Below are 18394 nucleotides of genomic sequence, written 5' to 3' on the forward strand. Positions count from 1 at the left end.
CGCGGATCCTCGGATCCCGCGGGCCGTCGTCGTTCCCCGGCCCGTCCGCGCGATCCGGAGCAGCCGGAGTCGCGACGGGCGCGGGTCAGCCGCCGTGCGTGAAGCGGCCCGCCAGGAGGGTCGCGGCGACCGGCATGGATCGGAGGGCTCCTGCATCGGCGGCGAGCGGATCGCGGTCGACCACCACCAGATCGGCGGGATCGCCGGCCGCGGGCGTGAGCCGGCGCACCCGGGTCGAGGCGACGATCGCCTCCTCGACGCTCACCCGCTGCTCCGGATGCCAGGGCTCGTCGCCCGGCAGCGCCCGCGCGACCGCGGCCGAGATCGCGACCCACGGGTCGAGCGGAGCGACCGGAGCGTCCGAGCCGAGCACCACGCGGGCCCCGGAGTCGAGCAGCGAGCGCAGCGGGAACGCCCGGCCGGTGCGTCCCGGCCAGTACCGCTCCGCCACCTCGCGGTCGTCGAGCGCGTGCGCGGGCTGCACTCCGGCCTCCACGCCGAGCGCGGCGAACCGCGGAAGGTCGGTCTCCGCGAGCAGCTGAGCGTGCTCGATCCGGCCCCCGCCGACCCGGCCGAGCGCGTCCAGAGCCAGCGTCGCCGCGGCGTCTCCGATCGCGTGCACGGTGGAGCGGATGCCCCCGGCGGCCGCGCGGGCGAGCAGCTCGTCCAGCTCGGCGGGCTCCACGGTGAGGACGCCGTTGCCGTCGTGGTCGGCGTAGGGGTGGGCGCAGTAGGCGGTCCTCGTGTTGAGGGAGCCGTCGATCAGGACCTTGAGCGGGCCCATCCGCAGCAGGCCGTCACCGCCGTCGAGTTCGTCGCCCGTGCGCAGTCCCTCCGCGAGGGCGCGGTCGAGGTGGTCGCGGTAGACGCCGGTGTCGACGCGGAGGGAGCGTGCTCCGCCAGCGACGCGACGGGGCCAGTCCCCCACATTCCAGCGCATCTCGAGGTCGACGACGCCGACCACCCCGCGAGCCGCAGCCCGCCGCGCCGCAGCGTCGGCGAGTGCGTCGAGCTCGTCGTCGCCGAGGGCGCCGAGTGCGGTGACGAGCTCGAAGCAGGCGTCCTCGCGCAGCAGCTCGGGCTCGGGAGCGACGGCGTAGCGCCGGTACGCGGCGGAGTTCAGCCAGGCGCAGTGCAGGTCGCCGCTGATCAGCACGACGGGCCGCTCCGGAGAGACCTCGTCCAGGAGCGCGGTCGTCGGCGGCTCCGGCCAGAGGCCGTCGCGGAAGCCGAAGCCGATCAGCGTGCCGGTACCGGGCTCCTCCGCCAGGCGACGTCGGACCGCGTCCGCCGTTCCGCGGGCCGAGTCGGCTGACGAGACGTCCAGGCGCGGGGCCGTCATCGCCCACTGGGAGAAGTGGACGTGCTCGTCCCAGAGGCCGGGGAGCACCCAGCGCCCGTCGAGGTCGCGCACCTCGTCGCCCGGGGCGGCGGCGGCGTCCGGTCCGACCGCTTCCACGCGGCCGTCGCGCAGGAGCACGGCACCGGGTCGGGACGAGCCGAGGAGGCGGGCGCCCCGGAGCAGGAGACCGCCGGTCATCGGGCGGCCTCGCGGAGCGCGGGGCGGACGGCTCGGCGGGCGCGGGACCGGGCCGGCGTCTCTCCACCGGCGCTCACGACTGGCACACCGGGCACCAGTAGAGCTTGCGCGCGCCGATCTCCTCGAGCAGCACGTTCGTGCCGCAGACGCGGCAGGGCAGACCCTCGCGCTTGTAGACGTAGTTGCGCTCGGCGCGGCTGCGGACGGCTTTCGAGCGCTCGGTCTTCGTCAGGCCGCGGCGCGTGATCATCATCCCGGTCCGGATGCCGTCCTCGAGCAGGTCCGCCCAGTCCCGCCACAGCTCCTGTGCGAGCTCCAGCGGCACCTGCTTGCCGGGAGTGTGCGGGTCGAGGCCGGCGCGGTAGAGCAGCTCCGCGCGGTAGATGTTGCCGATGCCGCTGACCACGGACTGGTCCATCAGCACCAGCCCGACCGGCGTCGCCGTCCTGCGGAGCCGGTTCACGAAGCGGTCGCGCGCCTCGTCGGAGTCGTCGACGGCCGGATCCGGACCGAGGCGGGCGAGGAGGGCCTCCACCTGGGCGGGGTCCATCACCTCGCAGGCGGTGGGGCCGCGCAGGTCGGCGACCGTCTCCTCCGTCATGATGCGCACGCGCACCGCGCCCACGGGCTCCGGCGGGAACTCGTCGAGGTCGGAGTCGGTCTCGTGCTCCGTCTCGGAGAGGCGCACGGCGCGGCGGCGCCGGGGAGCGCCGATGCTGCTGCCGGCCTTGCCGTCCGGGAACAGCGGCGAGACGTGCCCGAGGAAGTCCCACGCACCGTAGAGGCCGAGGTGGACGTGCAGCGTCAGGTCGCCCTCGAAGCGCAGCAGCAGGTGCTTGCCGACGGCCGTGGACTCGAGGACCTCGCGCCCGTCGAGGAGCGCGGCTCCCTCGGTGAAGCGGCCCTGGGGGCTGCTGGTCGCAACGCGGTGCCCGACGACGTCGCGCTCGAACTGCAGGGCGATCCGGTGGACGGAGTGCCCCTCGGGCACTCAGCGCTCCTTCGCGGCGGAGTCGACGACCCGGCCGGCGATGTCGCCGGTGGCCTCGTACTCGGCGAGCTGCGCGATGCGGCGCACGTGCCGCTCCTCGAAGGTGAAGGGCTCGGCGACGAACGCGTCGATGAAGCCGGTGGCCTCCTCGACGGAGTGCTGGCGGGCCCCGATCGAGATGACGTTCGCGTCGTTGTGCTGGCGGGCCAGCACGGCGGTGCTCAGATTCCACACGAGTGCCGCGCGCACGCCCGCGACCTTGTTCGCCGCGATCTGCTCGCCGTTGCCCGAGCCGCCGAAGACGACGCCGAGGGCCTCGACCCCCGCCTCCTGATCGCGGACGACCGCGGCGGCGGCGTTGATGCAGAAGGACGGGTAGTCGTCCAGCGGGTCGTAGGACGTGGGGCCGTGGTCGATCACGTCGTGACCGGCGGCGCCGAGGTGCTCGATCAGGTGACGGCTGAAGTCCAGCCCTGCGTGGTCCGTGGCGATGTGGATGCGCACGAGAGAACTCCTCCGGAAGAGCCGTCTGGGACCCGCGGTGCCCGGGCCGGGAGCCAGAGTACCGCGGGTCGGCTCAGTCGAACTGCGGGTCGCGGGTCCGCGAGCGCTTGAGCTCGAAGAAGCCGTCGAAGGAGGCGGCGGCGACGATGCCGTCCCAGAGGGTCAGCGCCTGCTCGCCCCTCGGGATCGGCGAGATGACGGGGCCGAAGAAGGCGACGTCGCCGATCGCGATGACCGGGGTGCCGACGTCCTGGCCGACCCGCTCGATCCCGTCGAAGTGGGAGGCGCGCATCGGCTCGTCGTACTCATCCGAGTCGGCGTGGGCGGCGAGCTCCGCGGGCAGGCCGAGCTCGGCGAGCGACTCGGCGATCACCGCGTCGACGTCGGTGCGCCCCCCCGGGTGGATTCGGGTGCCGAGCGCGTCGTAGAGCGGCTTCACGTGCTCGCGGTCCTCGCGCTCGGCGACGGCGGCGACCAGGCGCGTGTAGCGCAGCGCGCGCGGGAGGAAGGCGTGGTACGAGTCGTCCACGTCCTTGTCCTCGTTGAGGACGGCGAGGCTCATGATGTGCCACTGCACGTCGAGGTCGCGCGCGGGGGTCACCTCGTCCACGAATCGCGAGGTCATCCAGGCCCACGGGCAGGAGGGGTCGAACCAGAAGTCCACAGAGGTCATGGGGACACGCTACGCCGCTCGCCGGGGCCGCGTCCGCGCTCCCCGGCGGCTCCGCAGGATCGGCGCCACGGGGCTCCACGGCGGGTCCCGGCAGCTCTAGGGTGGATCGGCGGCGCCCGCACCCCGGCGCCCGCGGCAGCGCCCGAGACGAACGGATGGAGCACCCCCGTGCCAGGAGACAACCTCACCCGGAGCGAGGCGCAGGAGCGCGCCTCGCTGATCCAGGTCCACGACTACGACATCGCCCTCGACCTGACCCGGGGAGCCGAGACCTTCCTCAGCACGACCACGGTGCGCTTCTCCGCCACCGAGGGCGCCTCGAGCTTCATCGACGCCGTCACGGGCACGGTCCACTCCGTCACCCTCAACAGCGCGGAGCTCGACCCCGCCGACGTCGCCGACGGCGTCCGCATCCGCCTCGACGCCCTGGCCGCGGACAACGAGCTCACCGTCGTCGCCGACATGCTCTATACCAACACGGGCGAGGGCCTGCACCGCTTCGTCGACCCCGTCGACGGCGAGGTGTACCTGTACTCGCAGTTCGAGGTGCCCGACTCCCGCCGCGTCTTCGCGGTGTTCGAGCAGCCGGACCTCAAGGCCGAGTTCCGCTTCACCGTCACCGCGCCCGCGCAGTGGCAGGTCGTGTCGAACCAGCCCACTCCCGAGCCGGTCCCGGCGGGCGAGGAGATCACGACCTGGAGCTTCGAGCCCACCCCGCGCATCTCCTCCTACATCACGGCCCTCGTCGCCGGACCCTACGTGGTCGAGACCGACTCGCTCGTCTCCTCCGACGGCCGCACCATCCCGCTGGGGGTCTTCGCCCGGGCCTCGCTCGCTCCCTTCCTCGACGCCGACTACGTGTTCGAGAAGACGAAGCAGGGCTTCGCCTTCTACGAGGAGAAGTTCGGCGTCCCGTACCCGTTCGCGAAGTACGACCAGCTGTTCGTCCCCGAGTTCAACGCCGGTGCGATGGAGAACGCGGGAGCGGTGACTTTCACCGAGACCTACGTGTTCCGCTCCAAGGTGACGGACGCGATCAAGGAGCGCCGGGTCGTCACGATCCTCCACGAGCTCGCCCACATGTGGTTCGGCGACCTGGTCACGATGAAGTGGTGGAACGACCTCTGGCTCAACGAGTCGTTCGCCGAGTACGCCTCCACCCTCGCCACCGCGGAGGCGACGGAGTGGACCGAGGCGTGGACCACCTTCGCCGCGATGGAGAAGAGCTGGGCCTACCGCCAGGACCAGCTGCCCTCGACCCACCCGATCGTCGCGACCATCAACGACCTCGAGGACGTCCAGGTCAACTTCGACGGCATCACCTACGCCAAGGGCGCCTCGGTGCTCAAGCAGCTCGTCGCGTGGGTCGGCGAGAAGGAGTTCCTCGCCGGCGTCCACGAGTACTTCGTCAAGCACGCCTTCTCGAACACGGAGCTGCGCGACCTGCTGGTCGAGCTGGAGGCCACCAGCGGGCGCGACCTCACCGAATGGTCGGCGCAGTGGCTCGAGACGGCCGGCGTGAACACGCTCCGCCCCGAGATCGCGGTCGACGAGAGCGGAGCGATCGCGTCCTTCGCGATCCTGCAGACCGCGGTCGAGGAGTACCCGACGATCCGCCCGCACCGCCTGGCGATCGGCCTGTACGACTTCGAGGGCGAGCGCCTCGTCCGCGTCGACCGCCTCGAGCTGGACGTCGACGGGGAGCGCACCGAGGTGCCCGAGCTGATCGGCCGCACCCGTCCGGCGCTCGTGCTGCTCAACGACGACGACCTCGCCTACGCGAAGGTCCGCCTCGACGACGCCTCGCTCGCCGTGGCCGTCGAGCACCTCGCGAGCATCGACAGCCCCCTGGCCCGCTCGCTGGTCTGGGGCTCGGTCTGGGACTCGACCCGCGACGCCGAGTCGGCGCCGCGCGACTTCGTCCGCCTCGTCCTGGGCAACGTCGCGACCGAGACCGAGTCCACGACCCTGCGGACGGTGCTCAACCAGCTCGTCGCCACCGCCACCCAGTACGTCGCTCCGGAGTACCGGGCCGAGGTCCTCGAGGAGGCGGGCGATCAGCTGTGGACGCTCGCGCAGAGCGCCGAGCCGGGCAGCGACGCGCAGTTCCAGTTCGTGAAGTTCTTCGCCGCGATCGCGTCCACCCCGGCGCACCTCGAGGCCGTGCAGGCGCTGCTCAACGGCTCCACCGCTCTCGACGGCCTCGACATCGACACCGACCTCGGCTGGGAGCTGCTGATCGCTCTCGTCGCCGGCGGGCGGGCCGGTGCGGACGACATCGACGCGGCGCTCGCCTCGGACAACACGGCGACCGGCCAGCAGTCGGCCGCGCACGCCCGTGCCGCACTGCCGACCGCGGAGGCGAAGCGCGCGGCGTGGGACTCCGTCACGGCCGACGACTCGGCACCGAACACGATCGTCCGCTCGACGGGCCTGGGCTTCCAGCGCGCCGCCGACCCGCGCCTGCTCGACGCGATGGTCCCGGTCTACTTCGACGCCCTCCGCTCCCTCTGGGAGTCGAAGAGCTACAAGATCGCCGAGTACCTGGTCGTCGGCTTCTACCCGGCCGCCACGCCCTCGCAGGAGATCGTCGACGCCACCCGCGCCTGGCTCGACGCGAACCCGGAGGTCCCGGCGCTGCGCCGACTCGTGATCGAGAACCTGGCCGGCGTGGAGCGTGCGCTCCGCGCCCAGGAGCGCGACACCCGGGGCTGACAGCGAGCCGCCCGGTCCCCCGGCGCTCGGCGCTGCGGGACCGGGCGGCTCTCCCCGCTCCCGGCGCCTAGCGTTGCGGGACCGAGCGGCGCTCCGGCCCGTCATAGGCGGACAGCGGCCGGATGAGCGCGTTCGAGCCCCGCTGCTCGATCACGTGGGCCGTCCAGCCCACCACCCGCGCGGCGACGAACAGCGGAGTGAAGATCCCGGTGTCGAAGCCCATCAGCCGGTAGGCGGGGCCGGACGGGTAGTCGAGGTTCGGCAGGATGCCCGTCCGCTCGGCCATCGCCGCGGCCAGAGCGTCGTACAGCTCCATCATCTCGCCGGCCCCCTCGTGCTCGGCGAGCCGCCGGAGAGCGGCGTCCATGGTCGGCACCCGCGAGTCGCCCGACTTGTAGACCCGGTGGCCGAACCCCATGACCTTCCGGCGCTGTCCGAGAGCCTCGGCGAGCCACTCGCGGGACCGCCGGTCCGCCTCCGGTCCGGTGCCGACCTCGTCGAGCACGTGCAGCACGGCCTCGTTCGCCCCGCCGTGGAGCGGTCCCTTGAGCGCTCCCACGGCGGCGGTCACGGCCGAGTGGACGTCCGACAGCGTCGACGTCACGACGCGGGCCGTGAAGGTCGAGGCGTTGAAGGAGTGCTCGGCGTAGAGCACCAGCGAGACGCGGAACGCGTCGACGACGACCGGCTCCGGCACCTCGCCGAAGGTCGTCCAGAGGAAGTTCTCGGAGTAGTCGAGGTCGTCGCGCGGATCGATCGGCTCGAGGCCGCGCAGGCGGCGCTGAGCGTAGGCGACGATCGCCGGCAGTGCCGCCCAGAGCCGCACGGAGCGCTCCAGCACGGCCTCGGCAGCGTCGGCGTCCGGATCCTCCTCGAGCGCGCCCAGGACGCTCACCGCCGTCCGCACCACGTCCATCGGGTGCGCCGACAGCGGCAGCAGGTCGATCACGGTGCGCACCTCGGGGGCCAGGGCGCGGTGGGCCCGCTCCACGGCGGCCAGCCCGGCCGCCTCCTCCGCAGTGGGGAGCTCGCCGTGCCAGAGCAGCCAGGCCACGTCCTCGAACGAGGTCCCCGCCGCGAGCTCCTGCACGGGGTAGCCGCGGTAGAGCAGCGAGTTCGACGCCGGGTCGACCTTCGAGACGGCCGTCGTGTCGACGACGACCCCCACGAGTCCCTTGCGGATGTCCTGATCGGTCGTGCTCATCCTTCGCTCCTTCGCGAGAGGCGGGCGGCGGCGCCGGGGAGCGCCGCCGGTTCATGCGGGTCGGCGCGCTTAGGCGCCGTAGTGGTCGGCGAGCGAGAAGTCGAAGACGCCCTCGTCGAAGCGGCTGTACGAGGCGTAGTCGAGGAGCTCGTAGAGCTCGGCGCGCGTCTGCATGCCCGGGACCTCCGAGCGGAGCGAGCCCTCCGCCTTGAGGGCGTCGAGTGCCCGCATCGCGGCGCCCATCGCGATCCGGAGCAACGAGACCGGGTGGATCACGACGTTCACGCCGACGTCGGCGAGCTGCTGCGCGGTGAACAGCTCGCTCTTGCCGAACTCGGTCATGTTGGCGAGGATCGGCACGTCGATCGCGGCGCGCACGGCCTCGAACTCGGACAGGTCGCGCATCGCCTCGGGGAACACCGCGTCTGCTCCGGCGTCGACGAGGCGCTTGGCGCGGTCGATCGCGGCCGGCAGGCCATCGAGGGCGCGGATGTCGGTGCGGGCCATGATCACCAGATCGGAGTCGCGCCGCGCGTCGACGGCCGCCGCGATCCTCCGCACCGAGGTCGCCGCGTCGACGACCGCCTTGCCGTCGAGGTGCCCGCAGCGCTTGGGGTTCACCTGGTCCTCGATGTGCAGCCCCGCGACTCCGGCGTCCTCGAGCATCTGGACCGTGCGCGCGACGTTCAGCGGCTCGCCGAAGCCGGTGTCCGCGTCGACGAGGACCGGCAGGTCGGTCAGGCGCGCGATCTGCTGCGAGCGGCCGGCCACCTCGCTGAGCGTGGTGAGCCCGATGTCCGGCAGCCCCAGCTCGGCCGAGAGCACGGCGCCCGAGACGTAGATCCCGTCGAAGCCCGTCGCCTCGATGAGGCGCGCGGAGAGCGGAGTGAACGCGCCGGGCAGCTGCAGCAGCTCGCCCGAGGCGAGGCGCTCGCGGAAGAGGCGGCGCTTCTCGGCGGGAGTCCGGGTGGAGTGGAGCATCGGGCGTCCTTCCCAGGGCGGTGTCCGGGTCCGAGCGGACCCGACTCGAATCTATACGCGCGCGGAGCTCGTGCACCCGTCTCGGAGGGAGGCGTCCCGTAGCCTGGAGCGGTCATGCTGCTTCTTCAGACCTCCACCCCGGACCCTGTCGCCGCCACCGTCTCCTTCTTCGAGTCCGAGCCCTTCTGGAAGGTGGTCGCGATCCTCGGGATCGTGCTGGGCGCGCTGCTGGTGCGCGTCATCGCCCACTTCGTGATCGGCCGCGTCGTCGACCAGATCGTGTCGGGAGTGAAGCGCCGCCAGCGCGTCGAGGACACCCAGTCGATCGCCGCGTCGCCGCTCGCGGCCGTGCGGGTGGTGCAGCGCACGCGCACGCTCGGGTCGATCCTCAACAACCTGAGCTCGATCCTGATCGTCGTCATCGCCCTGGTCATGATCGTGACGACGATCGACAAGGACCTCATCGGCTCCTTCGCCCTGCTGACGGCCGCCCTCGGCGCGGGCCTCGGCTTCGGCGCGCAGAACATCGTCAAGGACGTCCTCAACGGGCTGTTCATGGTCGCAGAGGACCAGCTCGGGGTCGGCGACGTCGTCGACACAGGGCAGGCGACGGGCGTGGTCGAGTCGGTCGGCGTCCGGGTGACGCAGATCCGCGACGTCAACGGCACCCTCTGGTTCGTCCGCAACGGCGAGATCGTCCGGGTCGGGAACATGTCGCAGGGCTGGTCGCGCGTCATCGTCGACCTGGCCGTGCCCTACGAGACGGACCTCGAGCAGGTGCAGTCCACGGTCCTCGCGACCGCGAACGAGCTGGCGGCGAGCAGTCGCTGGCGGGCCCGGATCATCGACAAGCCCGAGCTCTGGGGCCTGGAGTCCATCGCCGACGACGCCCTGGTCATCCGGGTCGTGGTCAAGACCCGCACCACCGCCAAGGACGACGTCGCCCGCGAGCTGCGCCTGCGCCTGAAGAAGTCGCTCGACGCGCTCGACGTGAAGCTCCCCTCGCTGGCCACCGTCGTCCTCGAGGGCTTCGAGGGGGCGACGAGCGTCGGAGGCGCCAAGCCGCCGCGGACCACGCCCTCCCCCACGATCAGCACCGAGCACGGCAAGCCCGTGCGGCTCCCCCGCGCGCTGCGGCGCGGGAGCGGGACGCCGCCCCAGGACGGCGGCGGCACCTCCGGCCCGACGGGAGCGCGCTCGTGAGCGGCCTGCAGATCGGCGGCACGCCTCCGCTGCGCAGCTTCTGGGAGCACATCGGCGGCCGGCCGACGTTCGAGCGACTGGTCCGCCGGTTCTACGAGGGCGTCCGCGAGGACGAGGTCCTCTGGCCGATGTACCCCGAGCACGACCTCGAGGGCGCGATCCAGCGGCTGACCGGCTTCCTCGAGCAGTACTGGGGCGGGCCGGGCACCTACAGCGAGGAGCGCGGCCACCCGCGCCTGCGGATGCGGCACCAGCCCTTCCGGATCAACCCCGAGGCCCGCGACCACTGGCTCCAGCACATGCGGACGGCCGTCGACGATCTCGAGCTCGCTCCGGCCGACGACACCCTGCTCTGGGACTACCTGGAGCGCGCCGCCCACGCGATGGTGAACACCTTCGAGGAGTAGCCGCTCAGCCCGGGGTGCGGACCAGCACGTGTCCGCGCCGTGAGGTGAGGCGGCGCCAGGCGCCGCTCTCGAGCAGGGCGACCGGGTCGTCGGCGCCGAGGAACCCGAGCGCGAAGAGGGCGAACGCCGCTCCCGCCGGGACGTCCTCGAGGCCGTCGAGCGGGCGGCCCCAGACGCTCGACCGCACGCGGCCGACGATCTGCTCGCCCGTCTCGGAGCCGACGGCCGCCGCGATCTCGTCGATCCCCTCGCGCGCGACGCGCTCCAGGAAGCCCGGGTCCACGGGCTCGCGCCGGGTCCAGCCGCCGCGGGGCGGGGAGACGCCCGCCCAGGGCCCCGCCGTCGCGTCGTCGCCGTCGGGCAGGACGACCGGCTTGCCGTCCGCTCCGCCCGGCTCCCACTGCAGGCGGGCGAGGCGGTCCGACAGCGCACGGATCGGCACGACCCGGTCGAAGCCGGCGGGCTCGTCGAGCGCGAAGACGCGCAGGCCCAGCACGGTCGCGGAGCGGTCGAGCAGACCGCGGGGCTGGAGGATCGGCGTGTAGGCGGCCAGCACGTGGTCGTCGGCGAGGAGCCGGACCGCACCGTCCTCGACCCGGGCCGAACGGCCGAGGAAGACGCGCAGATCCGACAGGCTGGGCGGATCCGCCAGGGAGAAGGACGAACTCATCGCGTCGATAAACTTACCCGAGGCCGCTCGCCCGACCGCCCGACACCCCGGAGGTACCGTGCCCGATCCCCTGTCCTCGTTCCTCACCGCGCTCGACCTGACGGACACCGGCGCCCGCACCAGCGAGGACATCTCGACGGGTCCCTCGCAGTGGATGCCCGAGGGGCGGGTCTTCGGCGGCCAGGTCCTCGCGCAGTCGCTCATCGCGGCCGGTCGCACCGTCGAGGGGCGCTCCGTGCACTCGATGCACGGGTACTTCCTCCGCCCCGGGGACGTCTCCCTGCCGATCACGTTCTCTGTCGACCGGATCCACGACGGCCGCTCCTTCTGCACGCGGCGGACGCAGGCCTACCAGAACGGACGCCCCATCCTCTCGATGATCGCCTCGTTCCAGACCGAGGACGAGGGCCTCGACCACCAGGCGCCGATGCCGGAGGGGATCCCCGACCCGGAGTCGCTGCCGAGCACCGCTGAGATCCTCGCGGGGGTCGACCACCCGGTCGGCAGCTTCTGGGCCACGCAGCGCCCCTTCGACGTGCGGCACGTCGAGCAGCCGGTGTACCTCCGGGCCGACCCCGAGCGGGTCGCGCACCAGAGCGTGTGGATGCGCTCGCTCGGACCGCTGCCGGACGATCCGATGCTGCACCGCGCCGCCCTCGCCTACGCGAGCGACTACACGATCCTCGAATCCACGCTCCGCCGGCACGGTGCGGCCTGGACGACGCCCGGCCTGCGGATCGCGAGCCTCGACCACGCGATGTGGTGGCACCGCCCCGCGCGCGTGGACCAGTGGCTCCTCTACGTGCAGGAGGCGCCGAGCGCGTCCGGCGGACGCGGGCTCTCGCTCGGGCGCATCTACACGCAGGAGGGCGTGCTCGTGGCGAGCGTCGCCCAGGAGGGCATGGTCCGCGTCCCCCTGGGCTGAGCTCAGCCCCGCTTCGAGAAGGTGATGGGCTCCTCGACGTAGGGGCCCCACGCCTCGCGGAGCTCCTCCGGGATGCGCTGGGGCCTGCCCGTCGCGGCCGTGACCAGCACCAGAGTGGTGGCCGCCTTCGTGAAGAGCACCCGCGGGACGACGCCGGCGGGCGAGTAGAGCTCGTAGCAGACCTCGAGGCTCGCCCCGCCGATCCGCCCGATCCACAGCTCCACGTCGATCGGCGCGCGCATGTACGGGATCGGCGCGAGGTACTCGATCTCCTGCCGGGCGATGAGGCTGATCGACTCGGCGCCCGGCCGTGCGTCGAGCACCGCCGTCGCCATCCCGCCGGGCTGCGGCGAGTCCGGCTTCCAGAACGCCTGGATGCGCGCCTCCTCGAGCAGGCGCAGCATCTCGGCGTTGTTCACGTGCGCGTAGGCGTCGAAGTCCGACCAGCGCAGCGGGATGGCGACGTGCAGGCGCATCAGTCGCGGGTGAGCTTGCGGTACGCGGAGCGGTGCGGCTTCGCCGCGTCCGGGCCGAGGCGCTCGATCTTGTTCTCCTCGTACGCCTCGAAGTTGCCCTCGAACCAGTACCAGTTGGCCGGATCCTCCTCGGTGCCCTCGTAGGCGAGGATGTGCGTCGCGATCCGGTCGAGGAACCACCGGTCGTGCGTGATGACCACGGCGCAGCCCGGGAACTCGAGGAGCGCGTTCTCGAGGCTGCCCAGAGTCTCGACGTCGAGGTCGTTGGTGGGCTCGTCGAGCAGGAGCAGGTTGCCGCCCTGCTTGAGCGTCAGCGCGAGGTTGAGGCGGTTCCGCTCGCCACCGGAGAGGACGCCGGCCTTCTTCTGCTGGTCCGGGCCCTTGAAGCCGAACTGCGAGACGTAGGCGCGGGAGGGGATCTCGGTCTTCCCGACGGTGATGTAGTCGTGCCCGTCGGAGACGACCTCCCACAGGTTCTTCTGCGGGTCGATGCCGCCGCGGCTCTGGTCGACGTAGGAGATGTCGACCGTCTCGCCGATCTTCAGGTCGCCCGAGTCGAGCGGCTCGAAGCCGACGATCGTCTTGAAGAGCGTGGTCTTGCCGACGCCGTTCGGGCCGATGACGCCGACGATGCCGTTGCGGGGCAGCGTGAAGCTGAGGTCGTCGATGAGGACGCGCTCGCCGAACTGCTTGTGCAGCTTCTTCGCGTCGATGACCTGGGAGCCCAGACGGGGGCCCACCGGGATGACGATCTCCTCGAAGTCGAGCACGCGCGTCTTCTCGGCCTCGGCCGCCATCTCCTCGTAGCGCGCCAGGCGCGCCTTCGACTTGGCCTGACGGCCCTTGGCGTTGCTGCGCACCCAGTCGAGCTCGGTGGTGAGCCGCTTGGCGAGCTTGGCGTCCTTCTTGCCCTGGACCTCCAGGCGGGCGCTCTTCTTCTCGAGGTACGTCGAGTAGTTGCCCTCGTAGGGGTAGAGGTGTCCGCGGTCGACCTCGGCGATCCACTCCGCGACGTTGTCGAGGAAGTACCGGTCGTGGGTGACGGCGAGCACGGCGCCGGGGTACTTCGAGAGGAACTGCTCGAGCCAGAGCACGCTCTCGGCGTCGAGGTGGTTGGTGGGCTCGTCGAGCAGCAGCAGGTCGGGCTTCTGCAGGAGGAGCTTGGTGAGCGCCACGCGGCGCTTCTCGCCACCCGAGAGGTTGGTGACGAGGGAGTCCCCCGGCGGGGTGCGCAGCGCGTCCATCGCCTGCTCCAGCTGCGAGTCCAGGTCCCAGGCGTCGGCGGCGTCGATCGCCTCCTGCAGGGTCCCCATCTCGGCGAGGAGACTGTCGAAGTCGGCGTCCGGGTCGGCCATCGCGAGGGAGATCTCGTTGAAGCGGTCGATCTTGCCCTTGATCTCGCCCACGCCCTCCTGGACGTTCTCGAGCACCGTCTTGGTCTCGTCGAGCTCGGGCTCCTGCATCAGGATGCCGACGGTGTAGCCCGGGCTGAGCCGCGCCTCGCCGTTGCTCGGCGTGTCCAGCCCCGCCATGATCTTCAGGATCGTCGACTTGCCGGCGCCGTTGGGCCCGACCACGCCGATCTTCGCTCCCGGCAGGAACGACATGGTGACGTCGTCCAGGATCAGCTTGTCGCCGACCGCCTTCCGCGCGCGCACCATCGAGTAGATGTATTCAGCCATGCCCAGTCCTCAAGTCCGTCGGTCTGCGCGGAGTCGGGTCGCCCGCCGGTCCCCTGCTCCGCGCGGAGGCGCTGACGGAGGCTCGGACCGGGGCGGGACGCCGGGCCCCGGCCGACGCGGAGCGCAGGCCGCGGGACCGTCCGCACCAGTCGAGGATAACGGGAACTCGCCGGTCCGCGTCGGAGGGACCGTCTGAACGCGGACCGCCCTCCGCTCCGGCCGGGCCGGTGGGGAGGGCGGATCGCGTCAGCGGCCGACGGTGCGGATCAGCTGCAGGGCGTCAGGCGCTCCACCGCCTCGGACAGCGTGTCCGTGCTGCCGAGCAGGATCACCTGCGTCGCCTTGGATGCGGTGATGTCGGCGAGGACCGCCCGGGGCACGCAGGTGGGCTGGACCGCGAAGAGCGGGCTCCCGGTGTAGCCCGCCGCCGTGGCTCCGGCCAGGGCGTCGGGGAACTTCTCACCGGTCGCGAGGTAGACGGTCTTCGCCGAGGTGAAGGCCGCCTTGTTCAGCTTCTCCGAGGTGTCGTACCGGTCGGTCCCGCCGATGCGGGTGATCACCGGGCCCGTGATCGAGCGCTCGATGCCGGCGCTGACCGAGAGCGAGGAGCCCGCGATGGTCAGCGTCCTGATCTTGAGGCCGCTGATGATCTGCTGGGTGAGGGGGTCCACCGTGGAGCCGGTTCCGTTGGTCAGCACCACCGGAGCGTCCTTGGCGCCGGCCGCGGCGCTGGCGCTCAGAGCGTCGGGGAACTTCTCGCCCGTCGCCAGCCAGGCCCTCGAGGAGCCGCCCCTGAAGGCGTCCTGGAGGATCAGCTTCGAGGTGTCGTAGCGGTCGACTCCGCCGAGGCGCGTGATGTTCCTGTTCGTCGCGTACCCGGCCAGGTCGTTGTAGACCTGGCTGCCGACGCTGAGCTCGGAGCCGACGACGACGATCTTCGCGGGCTTGAGACGCGTCAGCTCGGTGCGGACGACCTGGCTCATCGAGTCGCGGTCGACCAGGAGCAGCGGCCCGCCCGCCTTGGCCGCGGCGGGTCCGGCGCTGAGCGCGTCCGGGAAGTTCTGCCCGGTGGCGACGTAGACGACGGGGACGTTCGCCGGGAAGGTGCGCTTGGACACCTCGACCGCGGTGCCCTGACGGTCGGTGCCCGAGATGCGCGAGACGACCGGCGAGCCGGCGGGCGGGGCCGTCGGCGTTGCGGTCGGCGTGGGCGTGACCGGAGGAGTGGTCGGGGTCGGCGTGACCGGCGGGGTGGTCGCGGTGGCCGTCGGGGTCGGCGTGACCGGCGGGGTGGTGGCTCCGCTTCCCGTCACACGGACCGCGGCGTCCGACGTGATGGTCGCTCCGCGGGGCTGCTCCACCCTGCCGTTGCTGATGCCGGTGACCTGGAGCAGGCTGCTCACGCGGTTCTTGTAGGCGTCGTAGGCGCTGGACGGGATCGTCACGGTGACCTTGGACTGATCGTTGTCCGCGACCACCTGGGCGGGGATCCGCTCGGTCCTGCTGGGACCGACGTAGGCGGCGAGCCCCTGGAGGTCGTAGAAGCCGTCCCGGTTGGACTCGAGGACGACGGTGTCGCCGCCCTTGACCTCCACGACGTCGACGTCCTTCTTGTACGCGAAGTACGCGGCGCTCCGCTGCAGCGTCTGCGCGGTCCCGCTGAGGTCGACCCCGCCGACGCCGCCGCTGCCGGAGGCTTCGGCGACGGAGAGGGTGGCCGACGTGGTCAGCTCGTAGCCGCTGTCGACCGGCTGGCCGATCGGCTCCTCGGGGTTCTTGATCGGCTGCTTCTGCGCAGTGATCTGCAGAGCGACGGTTCCACTGCCGAACGAGGCGAGGGGCTGCTTCAGGTCGATGCGGAAGCTGCGACTTCCGGACGCGAGGGTCGCCGACCCGGCGAGGTCGTAGTCCCCGATGGCCCAGTTGTAGGTCGTGAACGCCGGGTACGGTCCCGTCGGCCGAGCGGAGTCGGAGAGCGTGACGTCGAGCCCGGTGACGTCGCCCGCGACGGCAGCGGTCTGGGCGGCCGAGAAGGTCTCCGTCGTCGACCAGTTATAGGGACTGACCTGCGCGGACAGACGCTCCTGCTCGGCGGCGGCCGCTCCGGCTCCTGTCGTCACTCCGAGGACGACGGCTGCCGTGCTCGCGACCGCGATGGCGGTGCGCCTCCACCTCGCTCGCGTCGTCGTCTGCGGTCGGGATGTGGTCATGGCGAGTTCCCCCTCGTCGTGGTCCTCGTGCCGAGCACTCCCGTCGGCACGTCCGTCGCGGTGCCCGCGCTGGGGCACACGTGTCGGTCAGGGCAGCCTAACCGTGCAGAGCGGCGTCCCGGGGAGGGGAGGGCGCCGCCGACCACCGGGATCGCCGACCGGTCCGCTCGCACGAGGCGGTGCTCACGCTCGGATCCGTACCGGTCGGAGTGGTCCTGCAGGAGCGACGGGCGAACACCGGGCTCTCTCGGACTCGACGGGCGAGGGGCTTTGTCGAGGATCCTTTCGTCCTTTCCGACCCCGACCGGGGCCCATGGCGGAGCGGTTCCCGGTCGAGGCCGGCGCGTCAGCCCTGGATCGGGACGGTCCGGCCGACCAGGCAGGCGCCGGTCGCGATCGGAGCCGCGATCACCGCCCGCACCCCGCCGCTCTTCGGGCCGTACTGGCCGATGAGGCACGACTCCCCGAGCTTGACGGAGACCTGCACCGAGTCCGCGTCGAGTCCGACCGAGGTCTCGTCGGCCGTCAGCTGCATCGTTTCGCGGGAGAACCCCGCCGCGACGAGCGCGTCGACCACACTGGAGCCGCTCACCTCCGGATCGGGCTCGGCCGCCGCGCGAAGGGTCTGCTCGAACACGGGGAGGTTCTGCTCCGTCGTCCCGCCCGGCACGAAGGCGACGGGTGCGGTGGACTCCGCCGGTGCCGGTGCCGGCGCCTCGGCCGCGGAGGAGGACACTACGGGGTCCGGCGCCGACGGCGACGTGCAGCCGGAGAGGCAGACGGCGAGACCGCCGAGCACGAGCGCGATGCGGGCCGCTCGGTTCCGTGTCACGCCCGGCTCCTCCCGACCGGGACGGCTCTCGCTCCGGTCCCCCGGATCAGAACGGGGTCTCCCCGGATCCTACCGAGAGACCGGGAGCGCCTCCGCCGACGCCCGCCGCCACCGGCGGCTCTGGCGCGGCATCACCGCGGTCAAGGCCCGACGCGCCCCAGTCCCCCGCCGCGGCGCCCTCGCGCGGCGCCTCCTCGCTCCACGCGGGCTCGGCGGCAGGGGCGGGAGCAGAGGCGCGCCCGACGGTCTTCGTGAAGCTGCTGGTCCCCCAGGCGAGGTCGTGCCCGATGCCCTCGGCCGTGAGGACCACATCCGTACCGGCCTTGCCTCCCGCCTCCCAGGCCCTCACCCCGAGCCGCCCGGTGACGAGGATCCGGTCGCCGCGCGACAGGGAGGACAGCGCGTTGCCGGCCAGGCCGTTGAACGCGGTGACGGTGTACCAGTTGGTCGAGACGTCGACCCAGCGCTGCTCCGAGCGGTCGTAGCGCCGCTGCGTCGAGGCGAGCCGGAAGCTGGTCATCGCGGTGCCGCTGGAGGTGTCGATGCTCCGGGGCTCGGTGCCGATGGTCCCGATGACGGTCAGGGTGTCGGTCATGGTCGTGTCCTCTCTACTCCTGCCCCGCCACGGCTGCGACGGGCACGGCGCCCGGGCGGAGGGGGCTGGTACCGCTCGGGCGCCGCAGGGCCAGTGTCGCGACGAAGGGCCCGCCTCCGAGGTGGAGGCGGGCCCTTCTGGGGAGAGGACGAGCGGATCGTCCCCTGTGGAGGAGCGTTACGACGCGGTGATGTACCTCGAGTAGGACTTGCGGATCTTGTTCACCTTGGGCAGTGCGACCGCCATGCAGTAGCCCTGGCCCGGGTTCTTCGCGAAGAAGTCCTGGTGGTAGTCCTCGGCGGGGTAGTAGACGCCCAGCGGCGAGATCTCGGTGACGATCGGGCCGTCCCACCACTCGGACGCACGGTCGCGCGCGGTCTCGAACAACTCCTTCTCCTCGTCGGAGGAGTAGAACATCGCCGAGCGGTACTGCGTGCCGACGTCGTTGCCCTGGCGGTTCAGCTGTCGCGGGTCGTGCAGGGTGAAGAAGACGTCGAGGACGACCTGCTCGGGGATGACCTCGGGGTCGAAGGTGACGGCGACGGCCTCGGCGTGGCCGGTGCGCCCGGAGCAGACGTCCTCGTAGTCGGGCTCGGTCGTGCGGCCGCCGGTGTAGCCGGAGACGACGTCGGTCACGCCGTCGAGGACGCGGTAGACGGCGTCCAGACACCAGAAGCATCCTCCGGCGAGTACGAATGTGCGCATTGCGTGTGACTCACTTCCTGTCGCGTCGACGCGTCCGGGGTGCCGGAGGCGTCAGTCGGTCCAACACGCTCACCGCCCCCT

At 72.0% G+C, this 18394-nt stretch carries 17 protein-coding genes; 4 read left to right on the forward strand and 13 right to left on the reverse strand.

Annotated features, from left to right (window positions below):
* Nucleotides 1–85: 85 nt before the first annotated feature.
* The 4 genes from C5C71_RS01415 to C5C71_RS01430 all read right to left on the reverse strand — a co-directional run bounded on the left by C5C71_RS01415 (nucleotide 86) and on the right by C5C71_RS01430 (nucleotide 3708).
* On the reverse strand, nucleotides 86–1540 hold the full coding sequence (locus C5C71_RS01415) for an amidohydrolase (RefSeq protein WP_104226732.1): 1455 nt from the start codon (nucleotides 1538–1540) through the stop codon (nucleotides 86–88).
* A 73-nt stretch (nucleotides 1541–1613) separates the two neighbouring features.
* Complete coding sequence (locus C5C71_RS01420; RefSeq protein WP_104336989.1) at nucleotides 1614–2531, reverse strand: Fpg/Nei family DNA glycosylase; 918 nt, start codon at nucleotides 2529–2531, stop codon at nucleotides 1614–1616.
* A complete protein-coding gene (locus C5C71_RS01425; protein WP_104223700.1) occupies nucleotides 2532–3035 on the reverse strand; it encodes a ribose-5-phosphate isomerase in 504 nt (167 codons plus the stop codon).
* 73 nt (nucleotides 3036–3108) lie between these two features.
* Complete coding sequence (locus tag C5C71_RS01430; RefSeq protein WP_104336990.1) at nucleotides 3109–3708, reverse strand: DsbA family protein; 600 nt, start codon at nucleotides 3706–3708, stop codon at nucleotides 3109–3111.
* A gap of 168 nt (nucleotides 3709–3876) precedes the next feature.
* Between C5C71_RS01430 and pepN the strand changes: the two genes are divergently transcribed.
* Complete coding sequence (gene pepN, locus C5C71_RS01435) at nucleotides 3877–6423, forward strand: aminopeptidase N (RefSeq protein WP_104336991.1); 2547 nt, start codon at nucleotides 3877–3879, stop codon at nucleotides 6421–6423.
* Nucleotides 6424–6490: 67 nt separating this feature from the next.
* On the opposite strand, the gene C5C71_RS01440 is transcribed toward pepN, so the two are convergent.
* Entirely contained in the window at nucleotides 6491–7627 is a 1137-nt protein-coding gene (locus tag C5C71_RS01440; RefSeq protein WP_104226735.1) for a bifunctional 2-methylcitrate synthase/citrate synthase, read from the reverse strand.
* 69 nt (nucleotides 7628–7696) lie between these two features.
* Nucleotides 7697–8608: a methylisocitrate lyase gene (prpB, locus tag C5C71_RS01445; RefSeq protein ID WP_104336992.1), complete on the reverse strand. Its 912-nt coding sequence runs from the start codon at nucleotides 8606–8608 to the stop codon at nucleotides 7697–7699.
* Nucleotides 8609–8722: 114 nt separating this feature from the next.
* Here prpB and C5C71_RS01450 point away from each other — a divergent pair, with 114 nt between their 5' ends.
* Complete coding sequence (locus C5C71_RS01450; protein WP_104223705.1) at nucleotides 8723–9811, forward strand: mechanosensitive ion channel family protein; 1089 nt, start codon at nucleotides 8723–8725, stop codon at nucleotides 9809–9811.
* Entirely contained in the window at nucleotides 9808–10218 is a 411-nt protein-coding gene (locus C5C71_RS01455) for a globin (protein ID WP_308471733.1), read from the forward strand. The genes C5C71_RS01450 and C5C71_RS01455 overlap by 4 nt, the downstream gene beginning before the upstream one ends.
* A gap of 4 nt (nucleotides 10219–10222) precedes the next feature.
* On the opposite strand, the gene C5C71_RS01460 is transcribed toward C5C71_RS01455, so the two are convergent.
* Nucleotides 10223–10888, reverse strand: a complete 666-nt coding sequence (locus C5C71_RS01460) for a hypothetical protein (RefSeq protein ID WP_104247302.1) — start codon at nucleotides 10886–10888, stop codon at nucleotides 10223–10225.
* 58 nt (nucleotides 10889–10946) lie between these two features.
* Here C5C71_RS01460 and C5C71_RS01465 point away from each other — a divergent pair, with 58 nt between their 5' ends.
* Complete coding sequence (locus C5C71_RS01465; RefSeq protein ID WP_244230637.1) at nucleotides 10947–11813, forward strand: acyl-CoA thioesterase II; 867 nt, start codon at nucleotides 10947–10949, stop codon at nucleotides 11811–11813.
* 2 nt (nucleotides 11814–11815) lie between these two features.
* Here the strand turns inward: C5C71_RS01465 and C5C71_RS01470 are convergent, their stop codons facing one another.
* From C5C71_RS01470 to msrA, 6 genes are all read right to left on the reverse strand, one after another.
* Nucleotides 11816–12289 carry a thioesterase family protein gene (locus C5C71_RS01470; RefSeq protein ID WP_104223707.1) on the reverse strand — a complete coding sequence of 158 codons (474 nt, stop codon included), beginning with the start codon at nucleotides 12287–12289 and terminating at the stop codon, nucleotides 11816–11818.
* A complete protein-coding gene (ettA, locus tag C5C71_RS01475; RefSeq protein WP_104223708.1) occupies nucleotides 12289–13971 on the reverse strand; it encodes an energy-dependent translational throttle protein EttA in 1683 nt (560 codons plus the stop codon). The genes C5C71_RS01470 and ettA overlap by 1 nt, the downstream gene beginning before the upstream one ends.
* 266 nt (nucleotides 13972–14237) lie before the next feature.
* Nucleotides 14238–16181 (reverse strand): cell wall-binding repeat-containing protein, encoded by a 1944-nt coding sequence (locus tag C5C71_RS01480; RefSeq protein ID WP_104336993.1) that lies wholly within the window; start codon nucleotides 16179–16181, stop codon nucleotides 14238–14240.
* Nucleotides 16182–16527: 346 nt separating this feature from the next.
* Entirely contained in the window at nucleotides 16528–17013 is a 486-nt protein-coding gene (locus C5C71_RS01485; RefSeq protein WP_104336994.1) for a DUF6993 domain-containing protein, read from the reverse strand.
* Between the two features lie 46 nt (nucleotides 17014–17059).
* On the reverse strand, nucleotides 17060–17608 hold the full coding sequence (locus C5C71_RS01490) for a single-stranded DNA-binding protein (RefSeq protein ID WP_104336995.1): 549 nt from the start codon (nucleotides 17606–17608) through the stop codon (nucleotides 17060–17062).
* A 177-nt stretch (nucleotides 17609–17785) separates the two neighbouring features.
* Nucleotides 17786–18313: a peptide-methionine (S)-S-oxide reductase MsrA gene (msrA, locus tag C5C71_RS01500; RefSeq protein WP_104223713.1), complete on the reverse strand. Its 528-nt coding sequence runs from the start codon at nucleotides 18311–18313 to the stop codon at nucleotides 17786–17788.
* Nucleotides 18314–18394: the final 81 nt, after the last annotated feature.

This window comes from Rathayibacter sp. AY1C1 (genome assembly GCF_002932105.1).
Lineage (GTDB): Bacteria > Actinomycetota > Actinomycetes > Actinomycetales > Microbacteriaceae > Rathayibacter.